The organism is Gottfriedia sp. NPDC057991 (genome assembly GCF_042886615.1).
Classification (GTDB): domain Bacteria; phylum Bacillota; class Bacilli; order Bacillales; family Bacillaceae_G; genus Gottfriedia.
The window spans coordinates 256,103-268,917 of record NZ_JBHVQN010000004.1; the positions used below are offsets into that span (position 1 = coordinate 256,103).

The following is a 12,815-nucleotide window of genomic DNA, read 5'->3' on the forward strand; positions in this document are numbered from 1 at the left end:
TTATACTAAAATTCTCTCAATTTTGTCTCGGCTAATGGCTTGTTCATAGGCATCTCGATAAAAATTAAACTCATCAATTTCAAAAAATTGAACGCCAGCTTTTGAGAAGTGTCCAATTGATGATTTATCATCTAAAAGCTTAATAAATTCATTTGGATGAAGAAATCTAGTCGCTTTTTTGCAAATTAATGCTTCGTCAATATGGCAATCGTTTACGTAGTTATAGCTATTTCCATTCCCTTTTGCAATAATCGTATCATTCGTATACTTAGTAGCTAACATCAAGTCTCTTAAATAATTCTCTCCATAATAATGGTCTAGATTGATTGGAGCAATATAATTCGAATCAACGAGATCATTCAAGCTAAAGTAATGATGGCAGTAATCAATTAGGTAGGTTTTTACTTCCCCATGATTGTTTTGATTAAAAATGTCTAAATAGCCGTCAAACAAATCGAGTAAGATCACTAGCTTTTTTTGTTTGATTCCTTGTCTATTGTAAATCGCGATTAACTTTTCATAGTCGGCCTTACTTCGAACAACACCAACTAACGTAGCAGTTTCTTCATATTTTTCGTATGGCAGATTAATAATGTTGAATAAATCTTCCACTCGATTCGTATAAGTGTGTTCTTCTAATACTTTTCGCAATGTGAGTAAACGATTTTTTTTATAAAAAGTCTCATCTGAATAATAGTTTGAAAGTCGTTGTTTCATTAGTTTTTCATCGTCTGTAGCTGTTACAATGTCTCCAAACATTCGATGAATCCCCTCTGAATGGGAACTAATAATCGGCGTATTACTTGCCAATAACTCAAATACTCTCCGGGCAAACATTGTCGGAGATTTCGTAATACTATTTACATTTAGTGCTACTTTATATCCTTTATACGCAAGATCGATTTCATTTTGTTTTAAGTTTCCAACAATAAATGGTTTATACTCATCCGGAAATTGATTAGGACTTGTTGGATTATGATAGTTTCGGTCATATATATCCAATCCGTATTCCTTCGAAGAATTTACTAGCTTCTCCATCGCACTCGTACGCTCAGGAAACTTTTTACCATAATAAGCTCCAGCAAAAACTACTTTCTCTTTACGTGGAATATATTCAATTGGATTGTGAATTTTCGGTTGAGCTGCAAAAGGTAAGCAATAAACATTTTCACAGCCTTCATCCACATAGTTCTGAACTGATTCAAAATCAGTCGTGCATACATAATCAAAATGCTTAGCTGTATCAATAAAAGCTTGGTAATGAAATGGATCTTCTTTATTCCAAAAGACGGTCGGGATATTGTGTTCTTTACACCAATAAACTAGTTTTAATAGTTTCGTATGATTTCTGTGATTTTTCGTACCGATTTTATCCTTCCAAGCTCCATCGTTTCCAAGCCATGCAGACTCGCAAAAGAATAAATCAATTCGATGTTTTTTAAACTCAGTTAACCAATTCTCTGGCGTGATTTTTACAAGTTGAAACTCATAATCGAAACATCGTGTCGTAAATTCGTCGGCAATAAAACCAACTCGAAAGTCCTTAATTTCTTTCTTTTGTTTCTTCAAATGGCTATTGTCTATTGTATTATTTTTATATGAACCCATTAATTTAGCATGGAATAAATGGAGAGTAGCAGCGCCTGTCATGTAAATCGAAAAAGAAGCCGATTGTATCTCATTTTGATTAAATTGAGATAGATTAACTAACTCGTCCATATGAAAACTGATTGTACTTGCGTTATTCTCATGATCGATCAATCGTAATTCACAAACTACCTCACACTTACCACTGACAAATCCTGTGATCCCAAATTTAGTAAATAACTGACTTCTTCCTTCATTAAAAAGTAGTTCCATTAATTTTTTTTCGTCTTTATAATCAATGACCGCAGTCTGCTTTATTAGTTTGTTATGAAATAGCGTTTTCTTTTCCTTCTGAAACTTTTGGATACCTTTACTAACTGTAAAATCATCAGCTGAAAATAGAAGTAACTCATGGTTTTGAAAATAAAAGGGTTCATCCACATTCATTAATTCTTGCAGCATCATTTTTGTGTCATATTTTTCATTACGTAATTTAGTTATTTGTTTTTCGATTAATTCTTTTAACATAAATGACCCCTCATTTTCTTTTTAAATACTTCAAGATCTTCCAATACTTCCTTGCTAATTTTCCAAACTTTGAATTCCTAAACGTTTCATAATTTAATTGCAGCTTTTGATATTCTTCTTGCAACTTTTCATATTCATACGAACCAAATGACTGCTTTACTTCGTTTACAAGAACATAATCATCGAGTCCCATCATAAATTCCTCATGCTCTACAATTAAATCCAACTGGCGAAATAATTGCTCTTCCATTCTTTTTTCTAATTCCATCACCTTATTAGAAAGGAATTCATTTTCTTTCATTAACAATTCATTTTTCCGTAGAATATTAGCATCGAAATCCTCAGTCGAAACCTCTATTAAACTCGGTTTAAAATTTACAGTTGTTGAATCAACATGACTACTATTCAATAATTCACTATTCTTCATTTCAAACCTCCAGAACAATAAGATAAACACCGTATCCAAGTAAGACGTGTTTATTAAAAAATGAAAATTTTATTAATTAAAGATTAACGATTTTTTGTGAATCTTAATGAGTATCCATGTTAAAAAAATGTAAAAAAAATAATGAGATGATTTTCCAAATTAGTAATGCATCAGAATGTTTTAAAATATAAAAAATCCCCAACTGTAACGTTCTTTTCCAATAGAAAGAGAATGCTACAATCGGTGTTCCATAGATAAATAATTTAATAATTTAAAAAACTATTGTCTTGTTTAATAATTATAATCATTGTGTTAATGTTAATATCTGTTAGCGTTTCGTAAATTTTTTTACGAATTCAAAAAATATTTTAATTAAATGGGATGGGCTGTTTTATGCTAAAAAAAATAGAATACTTAAATGATGGAATTAGACTCTACATAGAGGATCTAAATGGGAAAATAAATGAAGCATCTTCATTAGTCGTAAAACAGAGGTCAAATAAACATGTTAAAATAAGCAATGAAATATTGCGGAGCTTAATAAAAAAGATTGATAACCAATATATAGTAGATATTAACTTTTCTGATTTGAGAAGTGTCACATTATATCCAGTCGAGATTTTTGATTTATATTTAGCTAAAGATGCTGAATTATTACCATTAGAAATTAATCGTAATTCTGAAATTCCAACTAATTATATGAACACAAAACTACTAAACATTTATTATGTAAAGACATATATGACAAATGATAACCGTATTGCACTTTACTTAACGCAAGATAAATTACATTTTAATCTAGCTAAAACAGAGTGTTACGAAGATTTTGTTCAACTCTCTGTATTTGATCAAAAACAATTCAATCAAATCAAAACCGAATTAGCGATTAATACTCATTCATTTCGTACACATAGTGGAAATAACAATGAAATTTTGTATTCAACCTTTAATGTATTTGATTTATTAAATAGCTATCCTGAATCGACTGACTTAGAACTATATGTACAAATTACATTAAACAAAAATATTAAAGTTTTAATTAACTTATTAGCTGAGAATGAATATAATCATCAAACTAAAAACTTTTCTCTTTCATTAAATAAGAACGTTATTTTTATTAAAAGCAATGAAAAAAAATTAAAAATCGCCGCGTTTGGGTCTTGTGTTACACGCGATAATTTTAATAGTAAATTTAACTTAAATTATAAAAATCATTTCGAATTACTTCGCTATCAAAACCAATCGTCAATCATTAGTTTAATGAGTAAACCGATTCCATATAATACAAAGAAAATTGACAACTTAAATCAATATGAGCAAAATGATGTTTTCGATGACTTAGAAAAGAACTTTTTGAATGATTTAATCAGTAAACAACCTGAAGCTCTAATTCTTGATTTCTTTGGCGATGTTTATTTTGGCTGTTTCAAGACGCATAGTTCATATATTACTAATAATCGTTGGAAGATCACTAAAACATCATTTTATAGAGAATTAAACGAAGTCACTACATTTAATTTGAACACTAATCTTAGCGAATACTTTACACTTTGGAAGCAATCGATTGACAAATTTTTACAAATTACTAATAAAGAACTTCCGAATTGTAAAATCATACTTCACAAAGCTAGATTTACTGGTATGTACTACGATGAGGAACAAAACATTAAGAAAATTAATTCTGACACTGATATCGAATTGTTAAATGCCTTTTGGGATCAATTGGATGACTATGTTATTTCAAATTATGAGGTTTCAACAATAAATGTAAAACAAAACTATATTTCTATTGCAGATCATGCTTGGGGTATTTTTCATTTGCATTTTGAACCAAATTATTATAAGAATTTTCTATCTGAATTAATAAAATTAACGCAATAAAAAAAGAGGGTGATTTATTTTACCCTCTTTTTGATTTATTTAACGTTCTTATTAATTTTGAAATTGTGATGAGATGTTTCAATTGCTTCAAATATTCTCTTTGAGTTACTTTTGTCTTTATATTTAAATATTCTTCTCGAATTTTGTTGATATAGTTGATCTGCTGTAAAATTTCTATTTGAAATATTAATGATTTCCTCAAGTAATTTTTCTTCATTATTAACAATAATTCCAAGATCGCTATATTTAATTTGTTCAGTAGGTGCATGATGATTTTTATGTGGATCAAATTGATAGAATACTACTGGTTTATTCATATAAAAGAAATCACTAGAAACGGATGAGTAATCAGTTAATAATAACTTCGATTCTTTTAGTAAATCTGAAACTTTGGCATCTTTTTTTAATAAGAATTCAATGTTTGGATGTTCTACAATAAAGTTTCCTAAGAAGCGCTGCATCTGATGATGAATATAAAACTTAACCTGTATATTTTCCTTACTAATAAAATCTTGAAAATTTTTATTTGATATCAAGTTTTTATACGTCTTAAAGTATTCCGAATTAGAGAATTGTTTTTTATTTATTTTAAATAAATGACGTCTCCACGTTGGCATAATTAATATTTGTCTTTTCGTAATCGCATCATGTAAATTATCAAATCTAGCTAAACCTGTTACTTCAACTTCATCGTTTGGATAATTTAGAGTTTCTATAATAATTTCTTTTTCAAATTCTGAACTAGCTATAATTAAATTTTGTTGATACTTTTTCTTTGATAAATACGGAGAAATATTATGAATAATAACGCCATGCTGGATACATACTTGAAACTTATTCTTTAATTGCTTTCTAAATCTTGAGGTGAAATCTTTTGAAGGGTTCGGAAAACCACTTTCACTAAATGTCCATGCACTAACATATACATCCGCTAATAGTGTGTAAATTTTATGTTTAAAGGAAGAGTGATGAATAACATTTCCTAATTTAGCTACTTTATCATAATGCGGAGAACTTTTCTCGATTATATAATAGATTTTTCTGTTTGGATGTTGCTCTCTGCAGTACTTAAAAAAGAAATATCCATTATCTTCAGCTTGATCAGGTCTTTCACATACTAACCAAACCTCTTTATTTAAATATAGAAGTCTATAGAAAGATACAATTAGCAGTAATAAATACTTAAAAATAAGTCCTTTTACTTTGCGTATTGCTGGTTTTACTAAACGTAATGGTTTCGTCATTTTCCAAGTTAAGTCTTTACTAGGATCGACTGGATGTTTCTCTAAATAATTGCTATATTTGTTTGCCGTATGATATTGGTATCTCTTACTCCTGAACAACTTCATATAACTAATAGCTTCGGAATATTTTTTCATGTTTAAGATTGCAAAAAATCCTTTATAGCCTTCTAGTTTTATAATCTTTAAAGTTTCAGGTAAATTTACTTCTTTTATGATCAATTGTAATAGTTCTAATAATTGAATTTGAAGCCCTTCATCTAATTCATCAACAAATATCTTTTTATCAACAAAAAACATTATTTGCTTAATTAACATACCAAATACAAATTTTTGAAAGACTTTATCGGATTCTTCCCTTACTTTTACAAACAAATAGTTAATTTCGTGGACCTGATTATGAATGTACTCGTCTTTAATCTCAGCATTTTTAATCTCTAATACATCATTCGTTCCAATATTTTTATTTGTAAAATATTGCTTTAATTGAAAATACTTTAATTCAAAGTAATTGAACTCTTTAATTTTATTTTTTACAAGATAGTCTTTTAAGGTAACAGTTCTCAGTAAATTCATACTCATAAGATCTGAATACGAAAAATCATTCATATTTACTGGAGTCACTTCTAATTTCTTTGCATTTTCAGTAGGAAAAATGCAATCATATTTACCTGAATCTGCTATTCTTAAAAACACTTCTAATAAATGCTTATTTATATTGATTTTACGATCATATATAAAGACATATTTGCCATTTAGGTCTTCTGGCTTCAATTTTGTGTTTATTACACTTAGGTCATTAAACTGATGAGTTAATATTTTCTCAATTTCTTCATTTAGTACTTCATTTTCTGTATTAAAAAGGATTAATTCAATTTGATTTTGTTTAATACTTTGATCCTTAACTGAATTAATACAATCAAGAGCTTGATTAATCTCCTCTTTTACAAATGGAATTATGATGCTAAATTGCAACTTACGACACCCTCTTCACAAGTCTGATAACTTTTCTTAATGGACTTGTCACTTTCCAAAAATTACTATTTCTTATTTTTGATGACTTTTTATATTCTTTCTCTAGTTCTTTGCTTATTTTAAACCACCATCTTCTAGAAATTAATAAATGATTATAATCTAAAGCTTCTTCGATATGACCAGAGCTAATTAAACTAATGATTGGTTCCTCTACTTCCATATATTCCTTAGTTATTTCTGAATCATATCCTACCACTACATCTTTTATTAAATTAAAAAGATAATCTTTTTGGTCCTTTGTTAAATTCTTAAAGTCTGCATCTCCAATTTTCCAAAAAATAGATCTAAACACATTTATTTGAAAATATTTAAATTCTTTTTGTGTAAGTAAAGGCTTAATAATTAAAGCCGATTTTACATCGTTTTCTACAGTACTAATAATATCTCTTTGAGTTAGAGATAAATTTTTCTCATCATTTCTTGCTCGATATAAATAAATTACTTCAGGAATATAACTGAACTTTTTGGCTTTAGAGAATAGCTGAATGTCATAATATTTGTCTTCACCATTTTTCATACCTTCAATAAAATTAATTTTATTTATTAATAAAAACTCAGTTTTAACTAATTTTAAAATAATTGCTGTTTTAACTTGATAGAAAAATGGAACATTATCAATATTTACATCGATGTATTTCTTTTGTAATTGGTATTGCTTAAATGTAACGTGTTCATGCCTACGTTTAGTTTCATCATCAAAACTTTGCATCTTACCCATTACAAAATCAGACTCACTATTTTCGATTACGTTAATTAATTTTTCATATGCATCCGCAGGTACAATGTCATCCGGGTCTAAAAAGATTGTATACTTACCTGTGGCATTCTCTATTCCAACATTCCTTGGTTTACCTGGAGCACCAGAATTTTCTGTGAAATGAATTGCTTTAAAATTTTCATATTTTGCGGCATATTCATCAATAATTAGAGGGGTACGATCATTAGAGCAATCGTTTACCATAATTACTTCTAAATTTTCATAACCAATCGTTTGGTTTAATAATGAATTTAAGCATTCATGAATATAATTTTCAACATTATAAATAGGTAAAATTACCGAGATTAACGGTTGATTCATCCCTTGTCCTCCTTGAATTAAAATTTAATTTCTCATTAAAATAAGCATTTTTTTCTAATCAGTTTTTAATGATATAACTAGTAATCTACAACATTATATTTTCCTGGAAAAACATAACATTAAAGAAACATATCTGAACATAAAAAAATCGTAAATTTCGCATAAAAAAAACTTACAATTTTGTAATGAAATTGTCATTTATTAATATAAAATGTATTATAACATAAAAAAATGTAACTTATAAATGGTAAGTAACATTATAGTTAAAAAATGATTAATAGAGTCTTATTTAGGAATATTTGCCAAAACATTAGAAAAAATTTAGAATTAATTAGGTTATTGGTTCTAGTCTTAATTACCCATAAATTACATATGTTAAGAAGTCTAAATTACTATACATCTAAAATTAAAAAAGACGTGTTCAAATGAAATGAAAACGTCTAAATTACTTTTATTATTTTAATGAAATTCCCTCATCAAGTTCATTTCTAATTATTTATCGTATTGCTTTTCAAAATATTGTTTATACTCACCAGAAACAATCGTTTCCCACCATTCCTTATTATCTACATACCATTGAACGGTTTGAATAATCCCTGTATCAAAATTATAAATTGGCTTCCATCCTAGTTTTTCTAGTTTACTAGGATCAATCGCATAACGCTTATCATGACCTAAACGGTCTTTAACGAATTCAATTAAGTCTTCAGATTTACCAAGCGTTGAAATGATTGTTTTAACAACTTCTAAATTTGTACGCTCGTTATGCCCACCTACATTGTAAACTTCCCCATTTACTCCTTTATGCAAAACTAAATCAATTGCTGAGCAATGGTCAAGAACATGTAACCAATCACGAATATTTTCACCTGTACCATAAACAGGAACCTTTTGATCATTTAATACACGAGAAATTGTTAATGGAATTAACTTCTCTGGAAAGTGATATGGTCCGTAATTATTTGAACAACGTGTGATATTCATAGGAAATCCAAACGTTTCATGATATGCACGAACTAATAAGTCAGATGAGGCTTTACTTGCAGAGTATGGACTATTTGGTTGTAGAGGAGTATCTTCTGTAAAAAAAGTTGTAGGATCAAAATCTAGATCACCGTACACTTCATCTGTAGATACATGTACAAATTTCTTAATGTTTATTGCTTTTGAAGCATCCAGTAAAACTTGAGTCCCTAAAACATTTGTTGTCACGAATATACCTGGGTCTGCTATTGAGCGATCAACATGACTTTCTGCTGCGAAGTGGATGACATAGTCGAACTTTTCTTTTTTAAATAACGCCATGATTTCTTCACTGTTTGAAATATCAATTTTAATAAAATGATAGTTTTCATTTTGTTCGATATTTTTATGCTTTGTTAAGTCACCTGCATAGGTTAAAGCATCCAGATTATATATGGTATAGGACGGGTATTTATTTATCATGTATTGAACAAAGTTTCCACCGATAAACCCGGCACCGCCTGTAACAGCTACTTTCATGTTTTATTGTACCTCGTCTCTTTTATTTAATTGAACTAAATATCTAGCTAATGCATCTTGCCATGTAGGTAAGGATTGAAAGCCATTTTCCACTAGCTTTTGTTTTGATAATCTCGAATTTTTCGGTCTAGCTGCTCGAGTAGGATAGTCTTCGGAGGCAATCGATTTTACTAAAGTTTTACTGTCGGTTTGTTTGAATATTTCTTTTGCAAAATCAGCCCAACTAGTAAAGCCTTCATTTGTTGCATGATAGATTCCATATTTATCAGATTTAATTAAATCTACTATTAATCTAGCCAAATCAACTGTATAGGTTGGTGAACCGATTTGATCTCCGACTATATTTAATTCATTTCTAGTTTCTGATAACCTTAACATTGTTTTAATAAAGTTATTCCCATTAACACCAAATACCCACGAAATACGAATGATAAAATAGTTTTCGATGAATGATTGAACAACTTTTTCGCCTTCATACTTTGTTAATCCATAATAACCGATTGGGTCAGGTTGGTCATCTTCTTTAAAAGGACTTTCACCTTTCCCATTAAATATATAGTCTGTACTAATATAAATGAACTTTGAATGATGCTTTTTCGCAGCTTCAACTAAATATCTCGTTCCTTCAACATTCACATTCCAGCAATTCTCTTTATCATCTTCAGCTTTATCCACCGCCGTATGGGCAGCACAGTGAACAATTACATCTGGTTTATATGAATCTATAATAGAAGAAACAGATTCCCTTTCAGTAATATCCAGTTCTTTTCGTCCGATTCCTTTTACAACTAAACCTTGTTGTTCACAAGCCCGAACGACATCATAGCCTAACTGCCCACCGTAACCAGTTACTAAAACCTTCATTTATCTTACTCCTTATAGATAAAATTATTTTCAGCATCCTTTAATAATGGTGCGATTTTATCCTTTGCAGATAATAATGGAGAAATATTGATTGGCCATTGCACCTGAATAACTGGGTCGTTCCAAAGAATGCCTCGATCACATTCAGGTGAATATAGCTCATCAACTTTATACTGGACTTCTACATCATCTGTTAAAGTCATAAAACCGTGAGCAAATCCTTTTGGTATGAATAATTGTTTTTTATTTTCTGCACTTAACTCAATTCCGAACCACTTTCCGTATGTCGGACTCCCTTTTCGAATATCGACAGCCACATCAAAAATGGAACCCCTTGTACAACGGACTAATTTCATTTGTGCTTTTGGAGACAATTGATAGTGTAATCCACGCAACGTTCCCTTCAATGAAGAAAACGATTGATTATCTTGAACAAAATTTAAATCCATTCCAAAATCTTTCATTTTAGAATCATTATATGTTTCCATAAACCAACCACGATGATCACCAAAAACAGTTGGCTCAATCACTACAATTCCTTTTATAAAAGTTTCTGTAATTTTCATTGATAATGACCCCTTAAGCTAATATTTAATCTCACCATTTGCAACTTTTCGTAAATAGTTACCATAACTTGTTTTACTAAGCGATTCGCTTAAACGTACTAATTGTTCTTTATCAATCCAACCGTTTATATAAGCGACCTCTTCTGGAGCAGATATTTTAATCCCTTGATGCTCTTCAATTGTTTTGACAAAATTTGTTGCCGACACTAAGCTTTCATGCGTTCCAGTATCTAACCACGTATAACCGCGACCAAGTAACTCCACTTCTAGTTCACCTAAATTTAAATAAGCTTCATTTACAGAAGTAATCTCCAATTCTCCACGATTGGATGGTTTTACATTTTTAGCAATTTCAATGACACGATTATCGTAAAAATACAATCCCGTTACTGCATAATTTGATTTCGGAGCCACTGGCTTTTCTTCAATGCTCAAAACTTTCCCAGACTCATCAAATTCTACAACACCAAATCGCTCGGGATCCTGAACATGATAACCGAACACTGTTGCACCTTTTTCCTTCATCGCAGCTTTCTTCAAAATACTACGCAACCCACTGCCATAATAAATATTGTCACCTAATATCATCGCAACAGAGTCGTTTCCTATAAACTCTTCCCCAATAATAAACGCTTGAGCCAGCCCATCTGGACTAGGCTGTACTTTATATTTCAACGAAACTCCAAACTGAGAACCATCACCTAATAAAGCCTCAAAACGAGGCAGATCCTCTGGAGTCGATATAATTAAAATCTCTCTAATACCCGCAAGCATTATAGTAGATAATGGATAATAAATCATTGGTTTATCATACACAGGCAATAGCTGCTTACTAGTCACCATCGTTAATGGATAAAGTCGAGTACCACTACCACCTGCAAGTATAATTCCTTTTATCGCAAAGACCTCCTAAACATTTAGGAATATATATATTATTATGATGATGGTTAAAGGGATGTGTAGGTTAAATTCTTAGGGGATTTGAATGAATGGCGAATTCAGTTGAAATCTAAGTGGAGGTAAGAAAGACATAAAAAAAGAACCACCGTTAAAAAGATAACTTTTAACGGTGGTTCCTAAAAAATATTTCATCAAAGATTTAGATGTTATTTTGTTTCCGCAGGTAGTTCTAAATGCTGGCGAAGATCATTCGATATACTATCTTTTTCTTGTTTGGATACAATAAAATAATAAATTTTATCAATCATCTTGCCTTCACCTTTAACTTGGGTTTTACTAATATTCTGCGCAGCCTCACGGTAATCCTTTTGAATCGAAACCATATCACCCAAAGTAATATTTGTCACAACGTTCTTTTGGATTGCTTGTAAAATCGATTGATAGTTTGTTAAAGAAGAAATTGAAGCTCCCTTTTTAATAACCGCTTCAAGAATTTCTCTTTGTCGAAGCTCTCGACCAAAGTCACCACGAGGATCTAACTTACGCATGCGAGAGAACTTTAAGGCATCTACACCATTTAAATGAAGTGGTCCCTTCGTAAAGTGAACACCATCATAAGTAAAGTCTAAGTCATTATTCACATCAACTCCACCTACTGCTTCAACGATATCTTTAAAGCCTTCCATATTAACTTCAAGATAATAATCGATAGGAATGTTCAAGAAGTTTTCAACAGTATCAACTGACATTTGAATTCCACCAAACGCATATGCATGGTTAATTTTATCTTCTTTACCTTTTCCAACAATTTCTGTTCTTGTATCACGTGGAATACTTACCATTTTTGTTGTATGTGTATTCGGATTAACCGTCATCACAATCATTGAATCCGAACGACCTTTATCACCAGGACGATGATCAACCCCTAATAGTAAAATAGAGAAAGGTTCTTTCTTTTCAACATTTACTTCTTCTTTTCGTTTATCTGTTTTCTTTATGTCTTTATAGATTGCGTCTGTTGTTTTATTTACATTGTGGTAAATTGAATATGCATAACCGCCTATTCCTAGACCGATTAGGACTATTACACTAACTAGGATTAATAGTACTTTTTTTGTTGTGGACATTTTTTTTGATGAGGGTTTTTCTGATCTGGACAAGATTTTTCTCCTTTAATTAGGAATTTAATTTATTAACTTACTTTA

Annotated in this window: 10 protein-coding genes; 1 reads left to right on the forward strand and 9 read right to left on the reverse strand. The window is 30.2% G+C overall.

The genetic code is table 11. The features are described from left to right. A complete protein-coding gene (locus ACFVR2_RS15515; protein ID WP_387363319.1) occupies positions 1-2,115 on the reverse strand; it encodes a CgeB family protein in 2,115 nt (704 codons plus the stop codon). A gap of 10 nt (positions 2,116-2,125) precedes the next feature. Further along, positions 2,126-2,542, reverse strand: a complete 417-nt coding sequence (locus ACFVR2_RS15520; protein ID WP_098860972.1) for a hypothetical protein — start codon at positions 2,540-2,542, stop codon at positions 2,126-2,128. Positions 2,543-2,935: 393 nt separating this feature from the next. Between ACFVR2_RS15520 and ACFVR2_RS15525 the strand changes: the two genes are divergently transcribed. Continuing rightward, positions 2,936-4,423, forward strand: a complete 1,488-nt coding sequence (locus tag ACFVR2_RS15525) for a DUF6270 domain-containing protein (protein WP_387363323.1) — start codon at positions 2,936-2,938, stop codon at positions 4,421-4,423. A 35-nt stretch (positions 4,424-4,458) separates the two neighbouring features. On the opposite strand, the gene ACFVR2_RS15530 is transcribed toward ACFVR2_RS15525, so the two are convergent. The 7 genes from ACFVR2_RS15530 to tagU form a co-directional block, all read right to left on the reverse strand. Then, positions 4,459-6,639 (reverse strand): CDP-glycerol glycerophosphotransferase family protein, encoded by a 2,181-nt coding sequence (locus ACFVR2_RS15530; RefSeq protein ID WP_387363326.1) that lies wholly within the window; start codon positions 6,637-6,639, stop codon positions 4,459-4,461. A gap of 1 nt (position 6,640) precedes the next feature. Continuing rightward, complete coding sequence (locus tag ACFVR2_RS15535) at positions 6,641-7,777, reverse strand: glycosyltransferase family 2 protein (RefSeq protein WP_387363329.1); 1,137 nt, start codon at positions 7,775-7,777, stop codon at positions 6,641-6,643. A gap of 492 nt (positions 7,778-8,269) precedes the next feature. Then, positions 8,270-9,280 carry a dTDP-glucose 4,6-dehydratase gene (gene rfbB / locus ACFVR2_RS15540; protein WP_387363332.1) on the reverse strand — a complete coding sequence of 337 codons (1,011 nt, stop codon included), beginning with the start codon at positions 9,278-9,280 and terminating at the stop codon, positions 8,270-8,272. A 3-nt stretch (positions 9,281-9,283) separates the two neighbouring features. Then, positions 9,284-10,144, reverse strand: a complete 861-nt coding sequence (gene rfbD, locus ACFVR2_RS15545) for a dTDP-4-dehydrorhamnose reductase (protein WP_387363335.1) — start codon at positions 10,142-10,144, stop codon at positions 9,284-9,286. A gap of 5 nt (positions 10,145-10,149) precedes the next feature. After that, a complete protein-coding gene (gene rfbC / locus ACFVR2_RS15550) occupies positions 10,150-10,710 on the reverse strand; it encodes a dTDP-4-dehydrorhamnose 3,5-epimerase (protein WP_387363338.1) in 561 nt (186 codons plus the stop codon). A gap of 18 nt (positions 10,711-10,728) precedes the next feature. Continuing rightward, the gene (rfbA, locus tag ACFVR2_RS15555; protein ID WP_387363875.1) at positions 10,729-11,607 is read right to left on the reverse strand and encodes a glucose-1-phosphate thymidylyltransferase RfbA; all 879 of its coding nucleotides are present in this window, start codon (positions 11,605-11,607) and stop codon (positions 10,729-10,731) included. Positions 11,608-11,816: 209 nt separating this feature from the next. Then, the gene (gene tagU / locus ACFVR2_RS15560) at positions 11,817-12,770 is read right to left on the reverse strand and encodes a polyisoprenyl-teichoic acid--peptidoglycan teichoic acid transferase TagU (RefSeq protein ID WP_387363341.1); all 954 of its coding nucleotides are present in this window, start codon (positions 12,768-12,770) and stop codon (positions 11,817-11,819) included. Positions 12,771-12,815 lie beyond the last annotated feature (45 nt).